The sequence below is a fragment of the Pseudoalteromonas sp. C8 genome (genome assembly GCF_011378685.1).
Lineage (GTDB): Bacteria > Pseudomonadota > Gammaproteobacteria > Enterobacterales > Alteromonadaceae > Pseudoalteromonas > Pseudoalteromonas arctica.
The window spans coordinates 183,054-206,300 of sequence record NZ_WTKT01000008.1; the positions used below are offsets into that span (position 1 = coordinate 183,054).

22 protein-coding genes and 2 tRNA genes are annotated in these 23,247 nt (G+C 39.3%); 19 read left to right on the forward strand and 5 right to left on the reverse strand.

Annotated elements, in window-relative coordinates; genetic code table 11:
• The first annotated feature begins 2 nt into the window (after window positions 1-2).
• From GQR39_RS10060 to ung, 4 genes are read left to right on the forward strand one after another with little or no spacing between them, the layout of a single operon-like run.
• On the forward strand, window positions 3-1,487 hold the full coding sequence (locus GQR39_RS10060; protein ID WP_165735511.1) for a cobyric acid synthase: 1,485 nt from the start codon (window positions 3-5) through the stop codon (window positions 1,485-1,487).
• Window positions 1,480-2,079 carry a cob(I)yrinic acid a,c-diamide adenosyltransferase gene (cobO, locus tag GQR39_RS10065; protein WP_007376484.1) on the forward strand — a complete coding sequence of 200 codons (600 nt, stop codon included), beginning with the start codon at window positions 1,480-1,482 and terminating at the stop codon, window positions 2,077-2,079. The genes GQR39_RS10060 and cobO overlap by 8 nt, the downstream gene beginning before the upstream one ends.
• Window positions 2,079-2,939, forward strand: coding sequence for a cobalamin-binding protein (locus GQR39_RS10070; protein WP_165735512.1), 861 nt, complete (start codon window positions 2,079-2,081; stop codon window positions 2,937-2,939). The genes cobO and GQR39_RS10070 overlap by 1 nt, the downstream gene beginning before the upstream one ends.
• Complete coding sequence (gene ung / locus GQR39_RS10075) at window positions 2,936-3,598, forward strand: uracil-DNA glycosylase (protein ID WP_165735513.1); 663 nt, start codon at window positions 2,936-2,938, stop codon at window positions 3,596-3,598. Before GQR39_RS10070 ends, ung begins: the two co-directional genes overlap by 4 nt.
• A gap of 107 nt (window positions 3,599-3,705) precedes the next feature.
• On the opposite strand, the gene GQR39_RS10080 is transcribed toward ung, so the two are convergent.
• Both GQR39_RS10080 and tal read right to left on the reverse strand, forming a co-directional pair.
• On the reverse strand, window positions 3,706-3,894 hold the full coding sequence (locus GQR39_RS10080) for a DUF3545 family protein (RefSeq protein ID WP_007583746.1): 189 nt from the start codon (window positions 3,892-3,894) through the stop codon (window positions 3,706-3,708).
• Window positions 3,895-4,117: 223 nt separating this feature from the next.
• On the reverse strand, window positions 4,118-5,068 hold the full coding sequence (tal, locus tag GQR39_RS10085; protein WP_007376481.1) for a transaldolase: 951 nt from the start codon (window positions 5,066-5,068) through the stop codon (window positions 4,118-4,120).
• A gap of 225 nt (window positions 5,069-5,293) precedes the next feature.
• Here tal and yaaA point away from each other — a divergent pair, with 225 nt between their 5' ends.
• From yaaA to GQR39_RS10100, 3 genes are all read left to right on the forward strand, one after another.
• Complete coding sequence (gene yaaA / locus GQR39_RS10090) at window positions 5,294-6,073, forward strand: peroxide stress protein YaaA (protein WP_165735514.1); 780 nt, start codon at window positions 5,294-5,296, stop codon at window positions 6,071-6,073.
• Window positions 6,074-6,194: 121 nt separating this feature from the next.
• Entirely contained in the window at window positions 6,195-7,151 is a 957-nt protein-coding gene (locus GQR39_RS10095; protein WP_165735515.1) for a mechanosensitive ion channel family protein, read from the forward strand.
• 361 nt (window positions 7,152-7,512) lie between these two features.
• Window positions 7,513-9,483 carry a methyl-accepting chemotaxis protein gene (locus tag GQR39_RS10100; RefSeq protein ID WP_165735516.1) on the forward strand — a complete coding sequence of 657 codons (1,971 nt, stop codon included), beginning with the start codon at window positions 7,513-7,515 and terminating at the stop codon, window positions 9,481-9,483.
• A 216-nt stretch (window positions 9,484-9,699) separates the two neighbouring features.
• Here the strand turns inward: GQR39_RS10100 and GQR39_RS10105 are convergent, their stop codons facing one another.
• Complete coding sequence (locus GQR39_RS10105; protein ID WP_010553266.1) at window positions 9,700-10,020, reverse strand: BON domain-containing protein; 321 nt, start codon at window positions 10,018-10,020, stop codon at window positions 9,700-9,702.
• Window positions 10,021-10,292: 272 nt separating this feature from the next.
• Window positions 10,293-11,519, reverse strand: coding sequence for an ATP-dependent RNA helicase SrmB (gene srmB, locus GQR39_RS10110; protein ID WP_007376476.1), 1,227 nt, complete (start codon window positions 11,517-11,519; stop codon window positions 10,293-10,295).
• Between the two features lie 75 nt (window positions 11,520-11,594).
• Here srmB and GQR39_RS10115 point away from each other — a divergent pair, with 75 nt between their 5' ends.
• From GQR39_RS10115 to GQR39_RS10130, 4 genes are all read left to right on the forward strand, one after another.
• Window positions 11,595-12,293 carry a methyltransferase gene (locus tag GQR39_RS10115; protein ID WP_165735517.1) on the forward strand — a complete coding sequence of 233 codons (699 nt, stop codon included), beginning with the start codon at window positions 11,595-11,597 and terminating at the stop codon, window positions 12,291-12,293.
• Between the two features lie 61 nt (window positions 12,294-12,354).
• Window positions 12,355-14,064, forward strand: a complete 1,710-nt coding sequence (locus GQR39_RS10120) for a DUF4153 domain-containing protein (RefSeq protein WP_165735518.1) — start codon at window positions 12,355-12,357, stop codon at window positions 14,062-14,064.
• Between the two features lie 166 nt (window positions 14,065-14,230).
• Entirely contained in the window at window positions 14,231-14,677 is a 447-nt protein-coding gene (locus GQR39_RS10125) for a DUF2147 domain-containing protein (protein WP_024596176.1), read from the forward strand.
• Between the two features lie 139 nt (window positions 14,678-14,816).
• Window positions 14,817-15,284, forward strand: a complete 468-nt coding sequence (locus GQR39_RS10130; RefSeq protein ID WP_007583762.1) for a YHS domain-containing (seleno)protein — start codon at window positions 14,817-14,819, stop codon at window positions 15,282-15,284.
• 89 nt (window positions 15,285-15,373) lie between these two features.
• Here the strand turns inward: GQR39_RS10130 and fldB are convergent, their stop codons facing one another.
• Window positions 15,374-15,895: a flavodoxin FldB gene (fldB, locus tag GQR39_RS10135; protein ID WP_165735526.1), complete on the reverse strand. Its 522-nt coding sequence runs from the start codon at window positions 15,893-15,895 to the stop codon at window positions 15,374-15,376.
• Window positions 15,896-15,989: 94 nt separating this feature from the next.
• Between fldB and xerD the strand changes: the two genes are divergently transcribed.
• The 8 genes from xerD to GQR39_RS10175 all read left to right on the forward strand — a co-directional run bounded on the left by xerD (window position 15,990) and on the right by GQR39_RS10175 (window position 23,157).
• A complete protein-coding gene (gene xerD, locus GQR39_RS10140) occupies window positions 15,990-16,916 on the forward strand; it encodes a site-specific tyrosine recombinase XerD (protein ID WP_024590718.1) in 927 nt (308 codons plus the stop codon).
• A gap of 63 nt (window positions 16,917-16,979) precedes the next feature.
• Window positions 16,980-17,708 carry a bifunctional protein-disulfide isomerase/oxidoreductase DsbC gene (dsbC, locus tag GQR39_RS10145; RefSeq protein WP_165735519.1) on the forward strand — a complete coding sequence of 243 codons (729 nt, stop codon included), beginning with the start codon at window positions 16,980-16,982 and terminating at the stop codon, window positions 17,706-17,708.
• Window positions 17,709-17,789: 81 nt separating this feature from the next.
• Window positions 17,790-19,511 carry a single-stranded-DNA-specific exonuclease RecJ gene (gene recJ, locus GQR39_RS10150; RefSeq protein WP_165735520.1) on the forward strand — a complete coding sequence of 574 codons (1,722 nt, stop codon included), beginning with the start codon at window positions 17,790-17,792 and terminating at the stop codon, window positions 19,509-19,511.
• Between the two features lie 143 nt (window positions 19,512-19,654).
• Window positions 19,655-20,753 (forward strand): peptide chain release factor 2 gene (gene prfB / locus GQR39_RS10155; protein WP_139016071.1). Its coding sequence is split into 2 segments (ribosomal slippage): window positions 19,655-19,729 and window positions 19,731-20,753, totalling 1,098 coding nucleotides; the frame shifts between segments, so codons are not numbered across the junction.
• Window positions 20,754-20,779: 26 nt separating this feature from the next.
• Window positions 20,780-22,315 (forward strand): lysine--tRNA ligase, encoded by a 1,536-nt coding sequence (gene lysS / locus GQR39_RS10160; RefSeq protein ID WP_165735521.1) that lies wholly within the window; start codon window positions 20,780-20,782, stop codon window positions 22,313-22,315.
• Between the two features lie 323 nt (window positions 22,316-22,638).
• Complete coding sequence (locus GQR39_RS10165; protein ID WP_024597674.1) at window positions 22,639-22,821, forward strand: hypothetical protein; 183 nt, start codon at window positions 22,639-22,641, stop codon at window positions 22,819-22,821.
• Window positions 22,822-22,949: 128 nt separating this feature from the next.
• Window positions 22,950-23,042 (forward strand) — tRNA-Ser (locus GQR39_RS10170).
• 38 nt (window positions 23,043-23,080) lie between these two features.
• Window positions 23,081-23,157, forward strand: a tRNA-Arg gene (locus GQR39_RS10175).
• Window positions 23,158-23,247: the final 90 nt, after the last annotated feature.

Genomic DNA, 23,247 nt, shown 5'->3' on the forward strand with positions numbered 1-23,247 from the left:
CCATGAAAACCTTAATGGTGCAAGGCACTACATCAGATGCTGGTAAAAGTACCCTAGTTGCAGCCCTTTGCAGGGTATTTGCTAAGCGAGGAGTAAAGGTTGCGCCTTTTAAACCACAAAATATGGCACTTAATAGCGCAGTAACAAAAGATGGTGGCGAAATTGGTCGTGCGCAAGCTTTGCAAGCAATAGCAGCTAAAGTAGAGCCCGAAATAGACTTTAATCCTATTTTACTTAAACCTAATAGCGATACGGGCGCACAAGTGATTATTCACGGAAAAGCCATTAGTAATATGGAAGCGGGTAAATATCACGACTATAAAAAAGTGGCGATGGATGCAGTAATAACCTCACATAACCGCTTAGCTAAATGCTTTGATTTACTCCTTGTTGAAGGGGCAGGTAGCCCTGCTGAAATAAACCTGCGTGAAAACGATATTGCCAATATGGGTTACGCCGAAGAGGTAGATTGTCCTGTCATTATTATTGCCGATATAGATAAAGGTGGTGTGTTTGCACATTTGGTAGGTACGCTTGCGTTGTTAAGCGAGTCAGAACAGGCGCGTGTAAAAGGCTTTGTTATAAACCGCTTTAGAGGCGATATAGGTTTGCTGCAAGGCGGGCTAGCTTGGCTTGAAGAATACACAAACAAACCCGTGCTTGGCGTATTACCTTATTTGCACGACCTCGCGCTTGATGCTGAAGACGCTGTTGCAATTGATAATAATGTAACCAACGCCACAATTAATATTGCAGTGCTACTTGTTCCCCACATTAGTAACCACACCGATTTTGATGCACTGCGTTTGCACCCAAACATTAATATAAATTATGTGCGCCATACCCAAACGATCCCAGACGTTGATCTGATAATTCTCCCAGGCAGTAAAAATGTGCTGGGCGATTTAAATTTTTTGAAAAATGAAGGCTGGGACACTCAAATTAAACGCCACTTACGCTATGGTGGCAAAGTACTTGGCATTTGTGGCGGCATGCAAATGCTGGGCAATACAATCAACGATCCCGATGGTATTGAATCATCATTAAAACAAGTAAATGGGCTTGCTTTGTGCGACTTTGAAACCACGCTAACAGCGCAAAAAGTATTAACTAAAATAACCGCTACACTGCTTTTAAATAACCAACAAACACCCTGTAGTGGTTACGAAATACATGCAGGGATTAGCCAAGGTGCAGCGCTTAATAAGCCATTTTTAACCTTTGATGAAAGCCATCCACATGGTTTTACGTTTGATGGCTTTATTAGTGATGATAACGCCATTGCGGGCACCTATTTACATGGTTTATTTGATGAAGCCGATGCTACATCGCAAATTTTAAAATGGGTAAAACCAAGCGCCTCAATTAACTCAATTAGTATTGCCACTCATCGCGAGCAGCAGTTAGAACGATTAGCAACCATGTGCGAAACGCATTTAAACATACAGCAAATTATCTCGATTTATGAAGGACACAATAATGACTGAACAAAACAACGATAAGCACAAGCAGCGCCAACAAAAAGTAAAAGAACAAGTGGATGCGCGTGTTGCTGCAGCACAAGATGTAAAAGGTATTTTTCAGGTAATTACGGGTAACGGTAAAGGTAAATCAACCTCGGGTTTTGGCGTTGTAGCACGCTGCGTAGGGCATGGTAAAAAAGCAGCCGTTTGCCAATATATTAAAGGTACATGGGAATGTGGCGAGCGTAATTTATTACAAGGTGCAGGCGTTGAGTTTGTTGTAATGAACACCGGTTTTACCTGGGATACGCAAAATAAAGAAGCCGATACCGCAGCCGCCCAAGCAACATGGCAAGAGTCAAAACGCATGCTTGCTGATAGCAGTATTGATTTAGTTTTACTCGATGAGCTTACGTATATGGTGACCTACGGCTACGTTGATTTAGATGAAGTGGTAACAGCGCTTAATAACCGCCCACCAATGCAGTCAGTTATTATTACAGGGCGTGCAGCGCACCGTACTTTAACCGACCTTGCCGACACTGTAAGCGAAGTGCGTAATGTAAAACACGCATTCGACTCTGGTATAAAAGCGCTTGAAGGGTTTGATTACTAATGTTTAGAGCGTTTTTTATTGGGCTGCTGCTTTTTAGTTTATCGGGCAGTGCACTTGCAGAGCAGACTAATGATTCTAAAAAACTGCGAATAATCGCGCTTGCACCACATATAGTCGAAAACCTATTTGCCATAGGGGCGGGCGATAATATTGTGGGCACGGTTGATTACGCCGACTATCCTGCTGAGGCCCAAAGTATTGAGCGCATAGGGGGTTATTACGGCATCTCGCTTGAAAAAGTATTGGCGCTTAAACCCGACTTAGTAATTGCGTGGAAAAGCGGAAATCAAAGCGAAGATTTAGCCCAAATAGAGCGCCTGGGCATAAAAGTATATTTAAGTAACCCGGCCACAATCGCTGGTGTAGCCGACGAGTTACTTACTTTTGGTGAATTTACAGGGAACATTAAGCAAAGCCAGCAAGCGGCAAGCGCATTTAAACATAAGCTAAATGGTATTGTTAAAAGCCAGCAAGATAAAAAAAATATTACCGGGTTTTATCAGTTATGGGCTGAGCCCATGATGACAGTAAGTAAAAATACATGGATAAGCCAACTGATTGAAACATGCCATGTAAGTAATGTATTTGCACAGAGCGTTACAGATTACCCACAAATTAGTATCGAAAATGTCATTGTTACTAAGCCACAAGTTATTATTATCCCTGATGAAAAATCAAAAACACCACAGCCGGTTGTTAATTGGCAAAAGTGGCCAGAAGTGCCCGCTGTTAAAAATGATCAATTTATTAGCGTAAATGCCGATTTATTACATCGTTTTACTCCGCGCATGCTAGATGGACTCGCGGATATGTGTGATAAAATAGATGCATCACGTAAACAGATTAAGAGTATACAATGAGCGATTGGGCTACATTTTTAGAAAGTGAATTACAGCAACCTTACATGCAGGAAACGTTAGAGTATGTGGCTAATCGCCGTAATGAAGGTGTTGCTGTTTATCCGCCTGAACCTCAAGTATTTAGTGCTTTTGATGCCACAGCACTAAATGACATCCGCGTTGTAATTTTAGGACAAGACCCATACCACGGAGAAGGGCAAGCGCATGGCTTGTGTTTTTCGGTATTGCCTGATGTAAAAAAGCTGCCGCCGTCGCTTAAAAATATGTACAAAGAGTTAGCTACCGATATCAGCGGTTTTGCTGTTCCTGAACATGGGTACCTGCAAAGCTGGGCAGATCAGGGCGTGTTTTTACTCAATACAGTATTGACCGTTGAGCAAGGGCAAGCGCATTCTCATAAGCATTTAGGATGGGAGCAATTTACCGATAATGTAATTGCGCATATTAATAAGCACTGCGAAGGTGTGGTATTTATTTTATGGGGTGCACACGCACAAAAAAAAGGTAAAGGCATAGATAGCGCTCGCCATCATGTTTTAAAAGGGCCGCACCCATCACCGCTTTCGGCGCATAGAGGCTTTTTTGGCTGTCAGCATTTTTCAAAAACGAATGAGCTATTACAAGCCCAAGGTGAAAAACCGATTAACTGGCAGGTGTAAATAACCTGAGCTCTGAATAATAAATTTATCTCATGCAGCTATTTTCAGCGCATTAAAAAAGGCTTCCATATATCGGAAGCCTTTTTGTTTAGTTGGGGCGTATTGAATTAAAAGTCGAGCTCTTCAATTGCAATACTGTCTGTAAAGTAGTCTAGTTCTTGTAGTTCTTTACGTAGGCGCTGTTTGTCTTTTATTGCTTCTATTTCACGCCATTTTCTTTTTTTATTTTTCTGAGAGGTTTTCCTTGTTGTATCTGGTCCTTCTAATATCTCTAATATATCGTTTAGGCTATCCATGAACTTCTCCTATTGATTTTATTGACCTCAAGAATACCTATACCACAGGCCTAGTTAAAATAGAATAAAAAAGTGACAGTTATGTTACATAAGTGTGATTAATTGATGAAGGTTTATACGAAGATTATATGAAGTCGATATGAAGATTATATAGAGGGGTAGCGTATTTTAGGCATAAAAAAACGCCGCTATTGCGACGTTTTTAAAACACGATTATAGCAAATTACATTGCTTTAAAGCGCGCCTCTAGTTGTTCTTGTGCATCAGCAAAAGAGCGAATACCTTCAGCTAGTTTTTCAGTAGCCATAGCATCTTGGTTATGTAACCAACGGAACTGTGCTTCTGTTAATGGCTCTGGTTTTGGCTCTTGTGGAACATCGCTTTCAAGCAAATATTCTTGTGCGCCTTCAAGGTTACCTAAATCTTCTAAAAGATTAGGGCTAATAGTTAGCTTGTCGCAACCTGTAAGTGCAATAATTTCGCCTGTATTACGGAAACTTGCACCCATCACAACTGTTTTGTAGTCATGACGTTTGTAAAATTCAAAAATGCTGCGTACAGACTGAACACCTGGATCTTGTAGCGGATCGGTTGGTTTTTCCATACCGTTAGCAACGTGCCAATCTAAAATACGGCCAACAAATGGCGAAATTAGAAATACGTTTGCATCGGCACACGCGCGAGCTTGGGCATCGCTAAATAATAAAGTAAGGTTACATTTAGTCCCTTCTTTTTCTAGCTGCTCAGCGGCTTTAATACCTTCCCATGTAGACGCTACTTTAATTAAAATTTTGTCTTTGCTTACACCTTCTTTTTCGTAAAGGCTAAGTAGGGTATGTGCTTTATCAATCGTAGCTTGCGTATTAAACGAAAGGCGTGCATCTACTTCAGTAGAAATATAACCAGGTACAATAGCGCTAATTTCTTTACCTAGTAATACGGCAAAGTAATCACATGCTAGTTCAAGTTGTTTAGCAGGCTCTTGCTCGGTTTCTTTTGCGTAGCTCCAAGCTTTATCTAAGTAAGGCTTATATGCTTCAATCTCGCTCGCTTTTAATAAAAGCGACGGGTTTGTAGTTGCATCTTCTGGTTGATGCTTTTTAATAGCTTCAATATCACCAGTGTCGGCCACAATAGATGAATGTTGTTTTAGCCTTTGTAGAGCTGAAGTCATTTGCTTTCCTCATTCCAAGCAAGTTAAAAGAAAAATCTAATCACTCTTAATATATCTAATCCATACTGCAACAGTGTGACAATGCTTGATAGGTCTTATGTCCTGATCAATAAAAAAACGGCAATGCATGGGTTATTAAGAGAGGATTTATTTAAACAAAACGTGCTTTTCGTTTCATTTAATGTTGAAATTGACACTAAATAAATTACAAGTCAATAGCTAACTATGATCACTGTTATTTCACCTGCAAAAAATCTTGATTACGAAACGCCACCCGCAACAGACAAGTTCACTCAGCCTGAATTACTAGAGCACAGCGAAGAGCTCATGAAAGTATGCCGTGAACTAACACCAGCGCAAATTGGCAGTTTAATGAAAATTAGCGACAAGCTATCTGGGCTTAACGCAGCACGCTTTAGTGAGTGGGCACAGCCGTTTACACAAAGTAATGCTAAACAAGCCGCACTTGCCTTTAATGGCGATGTATATGGCGGTTTAGATGCAAGTACGCTTAAAGCTAGCGAGCTTGATTACGCACAAAACCATTTACGTATACTTTCAGGTTTATACGGCTTATTAAAACCACTTGATTTAATGCAAGCTTACCGTCTTGAAATGGGCACCAAGCTTGAAAACTCGCGTGGCAAAAACTTATACGAGTTTTGGGGCTGCGTAATAGCGAATAAATTAAACGACGTATTAAAAGCACAAGATGCACAATATTTAGTTAACCTTGCTTCAAATGAATATTTTAAAGCGGTAGATAAAAAAGCGCTTAATGCACAAATTATTACCCCTCACTTTAAAGACTGTAAAAACGGTCAATATAAAGTAATCAGCTTTTATGCTAAAAAAGCACGCGGCATGATGGGGCGCTACATTATCGAAAATAAAGTAACGCAGTTAAGCCAACTTAAAGAGTTTACGGTAGCAGGTTATTACTTTAGCCCAGAGGCAACAGTTAAAGAGCTTGAGCCGGTATTTATGCGCGACGAACAAAATTAGGTTTATAAGCTTAAATAAAAAATTTAAAAGCCATGCATTGCATGGCTTTTTTGATGTTGGCGTTATATTTGCAATCTCATCTAATATTAATGAGAACACTAATTAAATAGGTGCAAATAAAATGATCAGCATTCCGTCAATTGACGAAGCCGAAAAACTAATAGAAGAAAAGCTCGGAGGGTGGTTTGATGTTGTAATAAGTCATATCCCTAATTTTATAGTTGCGATACTGATCGCAATTGTGTTTTCAATATTGGCACGCTTTGCTGGCAAGCTGATGAAAAACGTATTACGCCGCTCACTCGACTCAAAACAAATTGCCGACTTAATGGCGTCAATTTTTAAAGTTATTGTGTTGTGCATAGGTTTATTTATAGCGCTCGATTTTGTTGGCTTAAAAGGCACCGTTACTTCGCTACTTGCTGGTGCGGGTATTGTGGGTTTAGCCATTGGTTTTGCGTTTCAAGACATGACTGAAAACCTAATTGCAGGTATAGCAATGGGTGTACGTAAGCCATTTAAAACAGGGGATGTAATAGAAACCGATGATGTGTTTGGTTCGATACATTCTATAAACCTACGTAACACGCTAATAGAGAGCTTTTACGGGCAACTAATACTTGTACCAAACAAAGTCTTATTTAGAAATGTACTAAAAAATTACACCACGCTAGGTATAAGACGTATAGAAGTACCTGTAGGTATTTCGTACGGCGATGACATAGAAAAAGCAAAAGACGTCATCGTCGATAAAATAAATGAATTTGACTTCGTAATACGCAAAGATGAAACCGCAGTATACGCCGAAGGTTTTGGCGACAGCAGCATTAACTTACTGGTGTGGTTTTGGATTAAATACCCAGGCGAGCCTGACTTCATGACGGTACGCCACAAAGGTGTCGTTGCCGTTAAGCAGGCACTTGATGAAGCTGATATTAGTATTCCATTCCCAATTCGTACTTTAGATTTTGGTATTAAAGGCGGCGAAAAACTCGATGCCATGATAAGCGATAAAATAAGCCAGCAATCATCAAATAAAGACAGTGGTGAGGGGACTGACTCTAACCAAAGTGAGTAATTTAGTTAAAGCTCATTAGGCAAAAGCATTGGGAAATAGTTACTTACCAACAGCGCGTTTTTACAGAGTAAAACGCGCTTTTTAGACATTTTATAAAATAAAGGATATTTCTAATTTTAAAGTTAAGTCCCTTCATATAAGTATAAATTATCATTTTCCCATAAGAGCGCAATAAATAAACTTGTAACCATTACAAATACATAAACAACGAGGTGTTTGGATAATAAATGCATTTTAGTGGTTTTATGTTTCTGTTTTGTTTGTTTCCCCCTGTAAATTCGGGTTTTTTGAATAAATAAATTCATTTTTAGCTTTTGTTAGGCTAGATTTAACTTAACTGCTCTTTATTTAGTAAATACAAATGCCAAGCAAGAAAGAAAGTTCAGCTTTTCAAACGAGTCATTGGAGTTTAAAAACTAAGCTAACATTAATTTTCCTACTCGTAGGGATAATACCCGCCCTCATAATTACTACAATTTCTACATTACAATCAAAATCACGCGTCGAATACAATATATCTCAGTCGCTTGAGGCGATTAATCAAATAAAAAAAACTCAGATCGAAAATTATTTTAATCAAAAAAGGGCAGATATTGAGCTTTTGGCTTTAATTGTTCCGCAGCTTGAGGAAGACAACTATGATCGCTTTTTTACAGAATATATACAGAAGTATGACTATTACGATGTGTTTTTAATTAATAACAATGGGCTTATTTATTACACTCAAGCTAGAGAATCTGATTATCAAACAAACATATTAAAAGGGAAATATGCGAGTTCAAATTTAGGAGATTTAATTAAAGAGGTTAAACAATCTAAAAGTTTTAGTATTGCTGATTACAAACCGTATGCACCAAGTAATGGAGAACCCGCTGCGTTTATTGCTATACCTGTTGATGGTAGCGATACAATAGTTGCTTTACAGCTTTCGAGCAAAGGGACTAATCAAATAATGGGTGTTCGCGAAGGGATGGGAGAAACTGGTGAGAGTTACCTAGTTGGAGAAGATAAGCTAATGCGTTCTGATTCATATCTTGACCCTGAAGGACATTCACTCAAAGCAAGTTTTGCAGGAACTGTAACAAATAATGGTGCTGATACAGAGGCTGTAAATTTAGCTTTGAATGCTCAACATGGTACTAAAATAATAAAAGATTATAATGGAAATAACGTGCTTTCTGCCTTCGATAGTATAAAGATTGGAGATTTTAGCTGGATTATATTAAGTGAAATTGACGAATCAGAAGCATTTGCACCAGTCCATCAGACTGTGCTTTTTAGTGTGATTTCTATAATAGTAGCTGCAATTGTTGTTGTATTTATTGGTGTTTTCTTTTCTCGAAAAATAGCGACCCCAATAATTGTAGCTTCCACTTTTGCTAAAAAAGTGGCGGCAGGAGATCTTAGCAGTAATATCGAAGTTAATTCACACGATGAGGTAGGCATGCTACAAGTTGCATTGCATACCATGTTAGAAAATCTCAGAAAAATGATTGGTGAATTATCTAACGTTGCAGTTCAGCAAGGCAGTACAGCAACAGAGCTTGCCTCAGTTACTGAGCAAACTAGCTTAGCAGTTACCGAGCAGCAAGCACAAACTATACAAGTTGCAGCCGCCACTACCGAAATGACTGAAACAGTAAAAGAGATAGCGAGTACAACTGCTAGTGCATCATTATTATGTGAAAATATTCAAAGAATGGCTCGAGAAGGCTCTGAAAATAATGATAGTACTTACAACGCACTTGTTTCTCTTGGAGAAGCTACAAAAAAATCAGCACATGAAGTGACGGAGTTGAAGCATAATTCAGAAAAAATAGTGAATGTATTAGGCGTTATTAAAAAGATAGCTGATCAGACTAATTTACTTGCTTTGAACGCAGCAATTGAAGCAGCTAGAGCTGGTGAACAAGGGCGTGGTTTTGCTGTTGTTGCTGATGAAGTACGAAGCTTAGCTAAGTCTACGCAAGAGTCTACAATGGAGGTTGAAGTGATCATTGAAGCTGTTGTGAGTGCCAGTAACGCAGCTGTTCAAGCAATGACAGACAATGTAGGACAAACAACTCAAGTTCAGGAAATAGCTAAGAAAGCAAACTTAATCAATAGTAATGTAGGCAAAGCAGTAGATGACATTTTTGATATGGTTGTTCAAATTGCAACCGCCTCTGAGCAGCAGGCAACCACCATCGATGAAATATCACGAAATATAGGTGTCATAAATATGGGTATATCAGAGACCGAGCAGGCAGTTAGAGATATTGCACAGTCAAGTAGCGAATTGTCTAGAATGGCAAACGGTTTAAATGATGAGGCCCAAAAGTTTAGTCTTTAACTTACTCCATTAATTTAGAAATCTTTGATTTAATGACGCTAATCATACAGATATAACTACGGTAGGATGTTACAGCGACGTACCATAAAAGACGTAAATAAGCGCGTGCCAAATAGTGCACGCGCATAAATAAATATTAGATTTGGTGAGACACTTTGCAACCGACGAGCTCGTAAATTACAAACTTCCAACATATTTATGTTTTATTCTAACATGTTAAATAACGCTAATTTTGTTACGAATGATTTTTACGCCATCCATATTTTCTAAAAACTTTTGAGCTAGTGCGCGCTGAAAACCAGTTTGTGCTTCACCGTATAAATCTACTTCACCATTTTTTACCTGCACACGAATATCACTTAACGCTAGGTTAGGATTAGTTCGTAGGGTGTTGGTGATAGCTTGTTGTAAGTTAGGTTGAGTGGCTACACTGCTTACTACGGCCATGTTGGTTGCTGCACTTACTTTTGTAGCGCAAGCTAATAAAAATAAACAACAAAATGATACTAAAGCGATAGTTAACTTGAAGCGGTTCATAACTTAATCCTTACATTACAGTGAATAGTGCAGCCACAATATGGAAATTCCATCGGCTAGGTTATCTTTGTAGTTACAATTTCGGTGCCAATATTAACGCTATGAAATATAAGGGATTTTTATTAAGTGGGAATTCAGGTGGGCAAAAATTACATTTAAATGAGTATGAGTTACATGCTTGGGTTACATATGTAACAGGTACAAACAGCAGAGCCTGCAAGGCTTGCATTAAAAAGCCGACAAAAGTCGGCTTAGTATAAAAATGTTTTAGGTTACTTTTTCTTTTTAACCTTAGCCTTTTTCTTAGCTTTCATTTTTACTGGGTCTTTACGCTTTTTAGCCGGTGGCTTAGCTTCTTTATGCTGTGGCTCAACGCCTCTAATTACACGGCGTTTTAACTTTTGCTCAACGTAGCGTTCTACTTTATATAAAATACCAATATCGTGTGCTTCAACTAGCGATATTGCTATCCCTTTTTTACCAGCACGGCCAGTACGACCAATACGGTGTACATATACGTCGGCAGTACGCGGCATATCAAAGTTAATAACGTGGCTGATGTCAGATACATCAATACCACGTGCAGCTACGTCGGTAGCAACTAATATGCTTGTTTTGCCACTATGGAAGTTTTCCATGGCTTTCATACGTTTGTCTTGTGGCATTTCGCCGCGTAACCACGCCGCTTTTACATCATTAGTTGTAAGTTCGCCAATCAATGTTTCTAAGCGTTCGCGAGTTTTAACAAACACAATCGCTTTAGTTACGTCAGGGTTTTTTAGCGTATTAACTAATAATTCAAGTTTGTGATGATAATCGTCGGCTAAATGTACCCATTGGTGAATTTTAGCTTTTTCTTTACGTGACGATTCGGCTTCTAATAGAGCTGGGTCGTTTAATGTTTTTTCAGCAAACCTTTCTACGCTGTCACCTTCAAGTGTTGCTGAGAATAAAAAACATTGGCGACGATTTTTAGCTTCGTCACAAATACGGCTCATTTCTTTTTTGAAACCCATATCTAACATGCGATCTGCTTCATCAATAATAAGCATTTCTACGTGTTCAGCATGAAAGTTTTCGGTTTCTAGGTATTCCATTAATCGACCTGGTGTGGCGATTAAAATATCGTTATTTTTTTCAAAAATTTCTTTATGCGTGCCGTAGTTAATACCGCCTGTTACTACACCAATTTTTAGGTGTGTGCGTTTAGCTAGCAGTTCACATTGTTCATGAATTTGATAAGCCAGCTCACGAGTCGGGGTCATAACGAGTACGCGCGCAAAACCAGGGTCACGACGTGGGAAATCCAGTAAGTACTGAATAGCCGGAATTAAAAATGCCGCTGTTTTACCTGTACCAGTAGGCGCAGATGCTAAAATATCGCGCCCCTGTAGTGCTTCAGGAATAGCTTGTTGTTGAATGCTGGTTGGCGTCTCGTAGCCCATTTTATTAATGGCATCGAGTAGCTTGTTATCAAGATCAAATTCAGAAAATTGCATAGAGTGTCTAAAATAAGGGACAATTACCCTGATTATACGCGCTATGCTGCGCTTGGTGAATGAAAAGGTGAAAAAATGTCTGGTTTTGTATTTAAACAATTTAAAGTTGAACACGACCACTGTGCAATGAAAGTTTCTACCGATGGCATTTTGCTTGGCGCATGGGCTAATTTAAGCGGTGCAAAGTCATTACTTGATATAGGCACCGGCACCGGCTTACTAGCACTAATGTGTAAGCAGCGCAGTAATGAGCTTGGTATAACTGCGGTAGAAATTGACGAAAGCGCCTATACCCAAGCATTACAAAATGTAGCTAATAGCCCGTGGCCAACTATAAGTATTACGCACCAAACTATTCAAAGCTTTAGTAGTGAAGTTAAATTTGACGTGGTTATCTCTAATCCACCGTATTTTAATCACAGTTTAAAAGGCGATGATGCTGCGCGTAATACCGCACGTCATACCGACGGCCTAAGTTTTGAAGAGTTAATTAATGCGTTTAAACATTTAAGCCATAGTGGTTCTCGCTTTAGCTTAATACTCCCAAGCGTTGAAGGCGCATTATTTATTGAGCTTGCTACTCAAAATGGGCTTTATTTAAATGCTCATTGCCAAGTAAAAGCCACGCCCAATAAAGGGATTAGCCGCAGTTTAATGACATTTAGCTACGTAAAAAGCGATATAGAAACATCAATTCTGTGTATTAGAAACTTAGATAATACCTACACTGCTGATTATATAGACCTGTGCAAAGCATTTTATTTGAAAATGTGAAGCAATTGTAAAATAGGAACGAATAACGCAAACTGACTAAAACCTATTGTTGAGAACAGATATGGATAGTCAGTTACCAAAATCTTTTATAATTATACTTGCCGTATTACAGGCTGTTGCTCTTACCCTTTTGTATAGCAGTATAGAAAATAATGTGTGGCCAGCAACAAGCCCTACATGGTTAGTCTCACTTATTACATTTTCTATGAGCTTTCCTTTATTAATGCTAATGACCGTTAATAAAAATAATATAAAAACGTCGTTGCTTTTAATCCTTCCTTTTTCCTTGTTGTTATCTTTATTGGGGGCGTATGTTGGCTTTCAGCAAGAGCCTCAAGAGTACGTAAGTAATAACACTTTAATGTCAGTTTTTATTTTTACTAGTTTAATAGCTGGCTTTAAAGGCCTTATGTACATACAACAATTTGGTAGCTCAGAAAATGTTAGTTACAGTCGTTTATTTAAGCTCTCTTGGCGTAATTTTATAATATTTGGAGAATGCTGGCTGTTTGTACTTATTTTTTGGGGAATTCTAAATTTAGGTGCGGCTTTATTTGATATTTTAGATATAAAATTTTTCTCTGAGCTACTAAGAAATGAATGGTTTTGGATCCCAACCTTAACGCTCGCATTTGCCTTTGCGAGTGTCATATTTAGAAAGCTTTTGAACATTGAAGATAATATCGCTTTTTTACTACAAACTTTAATTAAGTTTTTATTGCCTGTTTTATCAGTTATTTCTCTCGGTTTTTTAGCAACACTTCCTTTTACCGGACTCAATAAATTATGGGAGACCGGAAGTGGCAGTTTATTAGTAATGTGGCTGCAGGTGCTCACGTTGTTTTTTGTTAACACTGTTTATAAAGATGACTCATCAGTTCGTCCTTATCACATGCTCTTGCACCGACTCGTTTTTATAAGCGTTGCGTTACTTCCAGTTTATAGTGTTATTTCAGCCTATGGAATTTACTTACGGGTAGAGCAGCATGGGCTAACAGTAGATCGTTGTTGGGGCATTTTAATTTGGTTTTTATTGGCGTGTTTTTCGTTTAGTTATCTTGTTGGAATTATAACAAAGCGAGACAATTGGCTAGAGCCGCTGAGCAAAATAAATATTGTGATGGGGTGGGTGGTGCTCGTTAGTATGCTTGCTGTTAACTCCCCTTTATTAAATTTTCAAAGCTTATCTACAAACAGCCAAATAGCGCGTTTAGATGCAGATAAAGTAACAATAGAAAAGTTTGACTATTACTATTTTGAGCACAGCTTAGGTCGCCAAGGTTATTTAGCTATGCAGTTATTAAAACAGAAAATTGAAACGAGTCACCCAGAGCAATACGCTATCATCGATAGGATGTATGTAAATAATGAGTTTGCTTTAACGCTTGAACACACAGTCGATGATTTTATTGAGCGCAGTGTATTTTGGCCTTCACGAGCGCTAATACCTCAAGGTTTAATAGAGGCAGTATTTTCTGAACAACATTTTTACGATCGTAACTCTTTAAAAGAACATACTTACTATTTCATTGGCATGGATTTAAACAAAGATGATGAACTCGATTTTATAGTGATTGACGAAAGTAATGAAAATATATCCGCATATTTCTGGTTATTCGACATGGGTAAGTGGCGCTCAAGATATATGAATGTCGAAAATCCTGAAGAGATTAGATTTCTTAAAAATATGATTGATAATAACGAATTATCTTTAGTTGAGCCTGAATATTCAAATCTAAAAATAGGGGATGTTGTTTTTAAAGTGAGGTAATACGTAACTTTGTTTTTATGCTACTGCCCCTTAAACCTAAACTAATGATTATTAGTTTAGGTTTTTTTCTTTTAGTTTTTTATTTTATGTACAGCGCTTTAATAGTGTGTTTATAAATCACCTGATATGATTTAGCCATTGGCCACTTAATTTAAAAGGCAACACAATGAAAAAGTTAAATAAATTAGCATTACTTAGTACGTTAGCAGCCACCATTTTTGCAAGCCAAGGTGTGTTTGCTGCTATTACGCCAGTAGGGCTTTGGAAAACAATTGATGAGGATACAAACCAAGCTAAGTCGTATGTACGAATTACCCAAACCAACGGTGTATTAAGCGGCAAAGTTGAAACCATTCTTAACCCGGCAAAACAAAACGATATATGCAGTAAATGTGATGATGAGTTAAAAGATCAGCCTATTTTAGGAATGACTATAATCACGGGTGTAAAAGCACAAGATGATGGTGTTTGGGGAGACGGTGAAATACTCGACCCAACAAATGGTAAAACCTACACTTTACAACTAACTCCGCAAGATGAAGGTAAAAAGCTCGAGGTACGCGGCTACATTGGCTTTTTTTACCGAAACCAATATTGGCTAAAAGTAGAGTAAGTTTTACTACTTATTTAATCATTGGGCGTTAAATAATTAAGTATTAACTGAAATCATTTTTGCGCTTTGCCTTTCTTACTCACTAAGCCAGCTATATTTAATTGGCATTCAATTTTGAGTAAATAATAAAGGAAAAAAGATGATTAAGTACATAGTTGCTTTAATAATGCTTAGCGCACTGTTAATAAGCGGTGGGGCAAATGCAAAGGATGATGCTGTAAATACGGGTTGGTTTAATAACACGGCTATTAAAGGGTACGACAGCGTTGCTTATTTTACGCAAAATAAAGCCGTTAAAGGCAGCGACAAATACACATTTAGTTATTTAGGTGCCAACTGGCACTTTTCGAGTGAAGAAAACAAAACGACATTTGCAGAAAACCCAAAACGTTATGCACCGCAATACGGTGGTTGGTGTGCTTATGCAATGGCTGATGAAGGTAACGCTGTAGGTATAGACCCAGAAGCATTTTATATTCACGAAGGTAAGCTTTACTTAAACTATAGCGAAAGCGTGCAGCAAAAATGGTTAAGTAATTTACTACCGTACATTGTTATGGCAGATGGGTATTACCCACAAACAACCAATGTGATGACGTTTCAATAAATTACTCATATTACTAATCAAAAGCCCGCAACTAAACTAGTTGCGGGCTTTTTGCTTTTTATTTATTAGCTTATTTATTAGCTTATTAATTAAAGCGTTTCGCCGTATTCAGTCATTACCTGTTCAACCCATGTTGCAATGCGGTCGTCGCTTAGCTCGTATTGACTGTCTTCGTCGAGCGCGAGTCCTACAAACTGTTTACCATCAGACGTTAATGCTTTTGAAGCTTCAAACTCGTAACTACTGTCGTTTGGCCAAAAACCAAGTTGAGTAAATGTTTGCGTATTTATTTCGTCGTGTAGCATGCCTAGCGCATCTTGAAACCACTGCCCGTAACCTTGTTGATCGCCCATGCCAAATAAAGCAATGGTTTTACCATTTAGGTTTACGTCGGCTATGTCGTCCCACTTTGACTCCCAGTCTTCTTGTATTTCACCAAAATCCCATGTTGAAATACCAAAGATGATAAAGTCATACTGCTCTGCATTTTTTAGTGGCTCGTCTTTAATATTGTGCAGGGTAACTATATCGGCACCAATAATGTCGCGAATCTTTTCTGCTGCCATTTCGGTGTAGCACGTAGTAGAACCAAAAAATAAACCAATTTGCATCGTATTTATCACTGTGTAATTGCCTGATATGATAGGCTCAAGTTTACCGTAAGGTATTTTTAATTGATACCTTAGCAAAGCATGAGAGCATAATGTGACAACGCTATCTGACGATTCTTTTGAAAATAATAGCAGTATGAGCAGTAATAGCGACTACCTAGAAACCTTTTTAGATAGCCTGTACTTAGAACAAGGCGTAAGCGAAAACACATTAAGTGCTTATCGCAGTGATTTAGATAAGTTTTGCCTATTTTTAAAGGGCGAAAATTTAATGACGGTAACAGGGCTTGATGTTGAAAGTTACTTAGCGCATCGAGTCGATTTAGGCTTAAAACCACGCAGTACGGCACGTAGTATTAGTGCGCTAAAGCGTTTTTATCAGTACTTTGTGCGCGAAAAACTAATTAGCGACACCCCCATGCTAAATATTTCTCAGCCAAAAGCAGGGCAGTCGTTACCTAAAACACTCTCAGAAGCTGAAGTTGAGGCATTATTAAATGCGCCTAACACCGAAGAAGCGATGGGACTGCGCGATAAGGCCATGCTAGAGCTACTTTATGCAACGGGTTTGCGTGTAAGTGAGCTTGTTGGACTGCGCATGGAGCAAATTAATTTGCGCCAAGCAGTGGTGTTTGTAAAAGGTAAAGGTAATAAAGAGCGGTTAGTACCACTGGGTGAAGAGGCCATGTATTGGCTTGAGCAATTTTTAAAGGGTGGTCGTGCGCAAATGATAAAACATGCCACCGATTTTGTGTTCCCATCTAAACGCGGAGTAGGCATGACGCGACAAACCTTTTGGCATAGAATTAAACACTATGCTATTTTGGCAGCAGTTGAGTCTCCTTTATCGCCCCATACTATGCGCCATGCTTTTGCTACGCACTTATTAAATCATGGGGCAGATTTACGTGTGGTACAAATGATGTTGGGCCATAGCGATTTATCAACGACGCAAATTTATACCCATGTTGCCAATGAACGGTTAAAGTCGGTACACGCAGAGCATCATCCGCGTGCGTAAGTTTGAAAGTAAATATCATTAAGCCGGTCAATATATTAAGTATTTTTAGGATAGAGAGAAGTTATGAAAAAATTAATGTTAGCAGGTGCCATGTTGTGCACAAGTATTAGTGCATTTGCAAATGGCGTTGCTGTAACACCAGATGCTAATGATCCTATTATTACTAAATTTGCCGAGCTTGGTGTAACTGTAAAGCAAATTAATCCAAGTCCAGTAGCTGGTTTAAAAGAATTGATCACTAATAAAGGCGTGCTCTATGCAAGTCCAGATGGTCAATTTTTAATGCAAGGTACGTTAATTGATTTAAATAATCGTAATAACCTAACAGAGCAAGCATTAAATGGCGTGCGTGTTGAAGGTCTTAAAGAATACGAAGAATCGATGATTGTGTACAAAGCGCCAAACGAAAAACACAGCATTACTGTATTTACCGACATTAGCTGTGGTTACTGTCGTAAATTACACCGCGAGTTAGACGATTTACTTGATGCGGGTATTACCGTTAAGTACTTAGCGTTTCCACGTGGTGGCTTACAAGGTTCAGGTTACGCAGATTTAATGAATGTATGGTGTGCACGCGATCAGCAAGAAGCACTAACAGAAGCTAAATCGGGCACAAGCACTAAAGTAGTTGCAGGCTGTAGCGCACCGGTTGCAGAGCATTACCAATTAGGTCAAAGCTTTGGTATTAGCGGCACACCCGCTATTATTTTAGAAGATGGTACAATGATCCCTGGTTACCAGCCAGCAGCAGCACTAAAAGCAGCATTAGAAGCTAACAAAGCGTCGTAATTAAACGCTTAGTTATTATTAAAAAGGCCTTAATGGCCTTTTTTTGTCTTTTTAATACGACTCAATAAGTTAAAACCCTGCATGAAAAAACTAATCATTGCGCGTGAAAACGTTGACGACTCGCATCTGCCGAGTAATTTACACCCTGTAATAAAACAAATTTATGCTAACCGCAATGTATTCAATGCCGAAGAGCTAAATAACAGCGTAGCTACGCTTCACGACTTCAAATTGTTTAAAGACATCGACAAAGCCAGCGACTTATTAATTGAAGCATTAAAAGCGCAAAGCCAAATATTAATAGTTGGCGACTTTGATGCCGATGGCGCAACAAGCACTGCAACATTAATGCAAGGCCTTGAGATGTTTGGCTTTAAGCATTTAGATTACTTAATTCCTGACAGGTTTAGCTTAGGATATGGCTTAAGCCCCGCGCTTGCTGAGCAAATAGTACAAATAAAACCTGATTTAGTGATCACCGTAGATAACGGCATATCGTGTATTGCCGGTATTGATATTTTAAAAGCGGTTGGCATAAAAGTGCTGGTAACAGATCACCATTTACAAGGTGAGCAGCTGCCAAATGCAGATGCAATCGTAAATCCAAATAGGCACGAATGTGATTTTCCGTCTAAATCTATTGCAGGCGTTGGCGTTGCTTTTTACTTATTAATAGCGCTGAGAAGCGTAATGCGAGATTTGGGTTATTTTGAGCAACAACAACCGCCTAATTTAGCTAACTTGCTCGACATTGTAGCGCTTGGCACGGTTGCCGATGTAGTGGCACTTGATGCAAATAACCGTACCTTAGTACACCAAGGTTTAGCACGTATTCGCAGTGGTAAAACACGCCCAGGCATTACCGCGCTTATTGAAGTGGCTAACCGCAATGCTGCCCGCTTAAGCGCAAGCGACTTTGGCTTTTCACTTGCGCCGCGTTTAAATGCAGCAGGGCGATTAGACGACATGAGTTTGGGTATAGCTTGCTTGCTTAGCACCGACATAAACCAAGCGCGTAGTATAGCCGGCGAGCTCGATAGCTTAAACTTTGCAAGGCGCGAAATAGAACAAGGCATGCAAGCCGAGGCGCAAGCCGTGCTTGATAGGCTCGCATTTAGCGACGATAACATCCCTGATGCTATTTGTTTGTTTCAAGACGATTGGCATCAAGGTGTTATTGGGATTTTGGCTGGTCGCTTAAAAGAAAAATACCACCGCCCAACAGTTATATTTGCTGGTGGCGAAAACGGTGAAATTAAAGGCTCGTGCCGCTCTATTGAAGGGCTACACATGCGCGATTTACTCGAAGGGCTTAATACTGCCGACCCACACTTAATTAATAAATTTGGTGGCCACGCAATGGCTGCTGGTTTAAGTATTAACGAGCAGCACTTTAACGACTTTAAAAAAGCGTTTGATGCCGCAGTTAGCGCGCAACTGAGTGAAGAAAGTAAGCGCTGCATTGTATTTACCGACGGTGAGCTGCCAAACGACTGCTTTACAATGGATTTTGCCCAGCTATTAAAGCAATCGGGCCCGTGGGGGCAGCAATTTCCTGAGCCGGTGTTTGAGCATACCTTTGAAGTAATACAGCAGCGCATAGTAGGCGAAAAGCATTTAAAGCTCGTGTTAAAGCACCAATCTGGTCGATTAGTTGATGCCATTGCTTTTGGTATTGATGTAAAAGAGTGGCCAGATACTGAGGCGAAGTTTGTAAAAGTAGCGTATCAGCTCGATATAAATGAGTTTAGAGGTAAATTTACGCTGCAATTAATAGTTAGAGAGCTTGAAAAAGTGCATTAAAAAATATGTAATATCATGCATAAAATGCTAATAAAGCGCGCGGTTTTTTGTTAAAATCGGGCGTTTTTATCATTTGACGATAATTTATTGCGAAAATCCCATTTAAAGGGGCGCAATTACCTAGCCATTTTGGAGTGATGTACATGTTTGAAGTGAATCCTGTGATTAATCAAATCAAGGAAATTCGCGAACGTACTGAATTGCTTCGGGGGTACCTTTGACTACGCTCTTAAACAAGAACGCTTAGAAGAAGTTAACGCCGAGCTTGAAGATTCAGCCGTATGGAATGAGCCTGAACGCGCACAAGCGCTTGGCCGTGAAAAATCAGCATTAGAAGCGGTTGTTGAAACAATCGACAACCTAGTAGCCGGTACTGACGACGTTGAAGGCTTACTTGAGCTAGCTGTAGAAGCTGAAGACGAAGATACCTTTGTTGAAGCGCAAACTGAGCTTGCTGATTTAAACGGACAGTTAGAAGGTTTAGAGTTTCGTCGTATGTTTTCAGGTCCTCATGACTCAAACGATGCTTACCTTGATTTACAATCAGGTTCTGGCGGTACTGAAGCACAAGACTGGTGTAATATTTTACTTCGTATGTATTTACGTTGGGGCGAGGCTAAAGGCTTTAAAGTTGAGCTAGTTGAAGCGACCGACGGTGATGTTGCCGGTATTAAAGGCGCAACTGTCCGCTTTGTTGGCGAATACGCTTACGGTTGGCTACGTACCGAAACTGGTGTGCACCGTTTAGTACGTAAAAGCCCATTTGACTCAAGTGGTCGTCGTCATACTTCATTTGCTTCTGCGTTTGTATACCCAGAAGTTGACGATAATATTGAAATTGATATGAATCCGTCAGACTTACGTATAGACGTTTACCGTGCATCGGGCGCGGGTGGTCAGCATGTTAACACCACCGAATCGGCGGTTCGTATTACTCACGTACCAACAAATACCGTAGTGCAGTGTCAAAACGAGCGTTCGCAGCATAAAAATAAAGCCCAAGCGATGAAGCAGTTAAAAGCTAAATTATTTGAGCTTGAGCTACAACAGCAAAATGCTGAAAAACAAACGCAAGAAGACGCTAAATCTGATATTGGTTGGGGTAGTCAAATTCGTTCATACGTACTTGATGACGCACGCATTAAAGATTTACGTACAGGCGTTGAAAACCGCAATACCCAATCGGTACTTGACGGTAACTTAGATAAATTTATTGAAGCCAGCCTTAAATCTGGCCTATAACCACCAAGCTAATAAAGAGCTAAAAAATGACTGATAAAATCCAAGACGAAAACAAGTTAATCGCTGAGCGTCGCGGCAAGTTAGACGCTATACGCGAAAATTGCCCAGCCAACGGTCATCCAAACCAATTCCGTCGTGAGCATTACACGGCTGATTTGCAAGCCCAGTTTGGTGATAAGAGCAAAGAAGAATTAGTAGAGATGCACGAAGTTGTGTCTATCGCTGGCCGTATTTTAGCAAAGCGTGGACCGTTTTTTGTAATTCAAGACATGAAAGGTCGCGTACAAGCGTATGCATCTAAAGATGTTCAAAAAGATCTTAAAGAAAAGTATGGTCAACTAGACACTGGCGATATTATTGGTGTTAAAGGCGCATTAAATAAATCGGGTAAAGGCGATTTATACGTAGAAATGACTGAGTACCAATTATTAACTAAGTCACTTCGTCCGTTACCAGAAAAATTCCATGGTTTATCAGATCAAGAAACAAAGTACCGCCAACGTTACGTTGATTTAATTACTAACGAAGCAACGCGCGAAACATTCCGCATCCGTTCACAAGTAGTTGAAGGCATTCGTCGCTTTTTAGCAGACCGTGACTTTATGGAAGTAGAAACACCAATGCTACAGGTTATACCTGGCGGTGCATCTGCGCGTCCGTTTGTAACTCACCATAACGCGCTTGATATCGACATGTACTTACGTATAGCGCCTGAGCTTTACTTAAAGCGCTTAGTGGTAGGTGGTTTTGACCGTGTATTTGAAATTAACCGTAACTTCCGTAACGAAGGGTTATCTACGCGTCACAATCCAGAATTCACAATGATTGAATTTTACCAAGCATACGCTGATTACATCGACCTGATGAACATCACTGAAGACATGTTACGTACGGTTGCAGAAAACGTACTAGGTAGTGCAGTTGTAGTTAATACAACTAAAGATGAAAACGGTGAAGTGATTGACTCAGTTGAATACGACTTTGGCCAACCGTTTACACGTTTAAGCATGGCGGACGCAATATTAAAATATAACCCTGAGTTTGATGCTGCGGTATTTAACGACCCAGAAAACCACTTTGACGAATTAAAAGCGTACGCTAAACAAGTGCACGTTAAAATTCCTGAAAACTGTGTTTGGGGCCCAGGTAAGTTCTTGTGTGAAATATTTGAAGAAACAGCAGAACACATGCTTATTCAACCTACGTTTATTACTGGCTACCCGTGGGAAGTTTCTCCACTTGCACGCCGTAACGACGAAAATGCATTTGTTACCGACCGTTTTGAATTTTTTGTTGGCGGTCGTGAACTTGCAAATGGTTTCTCTGAGCTTAACGATGCACAAGACCAAGCTGAGCGCTTTACACGCCAAGTTGAAGAGAAAGACGCAGGCGATGATGAAGCAATGCATTACGATGAAGACTACATACGCGCACTTGAGTACGGCTTACCGCCAACTGCAGGTGAAGGTATTGGTATTGACCGTTTAGTAATGTTGTTTACTGACTCATCTACAATTAAAGACGTTATTTTGTTCCCGCATATGCGCCCGCAAGCTGACTAAGCTTTGGGTAGAACAAAGTAAGTTAATAAACGCCGCTTAATAGCGGCGTTTTTTTGTTTTGTATTAGTATTTTAATTAATAAGTACTACACTAAAAATTAAATATAGTTATTAGTGCTGGTTAATGTGCAATTCAGCTTCACTAATTTATTATTATTGGCAGTTTTTAATATTAAAACTAACAGTGCTATAACTTTTTAGTATGATTGTTTTTTAAACATATGTTGTATTTATGTAAAGGTTTTAGCTAGAATACGCACGAAATTTACACTGCTTGGTATTTAGCAGTTAAGTATAGATTCTTAAAGGACTTAGAATAATAGTATGAAAGACAAACGAGTAGATGATTTTTCAGAAGAGGGCACATCAGAGCAAGAACGAAATGCTTATTACCGTGCTTGTATTGCTGAATTTCAACAGTTAGGTTACCAAGAACAGTATTTGGCTCAGTTAACTGATGACTTAGTTCCCGTGCTAGGTGTTAATCCTTCAAATAAAAACGCGTAACCCGCTTAAATTTCAAACTAATTACACTTTTAAACCAAGCATATGTGCAATCTATAACCATATAGTCGTTTTTGGTAGAAAAGTGTTTGACATATTTTCTGAAATCTTTATTATACGCCCCACAAGACGGAGAGGTGTCCGAGTGGCCGAAGGAGCTCCCCTGCTAAGGGAGTATAGAGTTTGTAGCTCTATCGAGGGTTCGAATCCCTCCCTCTCCACCATTTCTTTTAATGGCGTGTTTTGTAAAGTTTTAAAGTATGGGTGCATAGCTCAGCTGGATAGAGTACTCGGCTACGAACCGAGCGGTCGGAGGTTCGAATCCTCCTGCGCCCACCATACTTTAATAACTCTGCTTAGAGTATAAATAAGTAAAAACTCTACTTAGAGTTTAAATAAGTAAACTATAAAGTGGGTGCATAGCTCAGC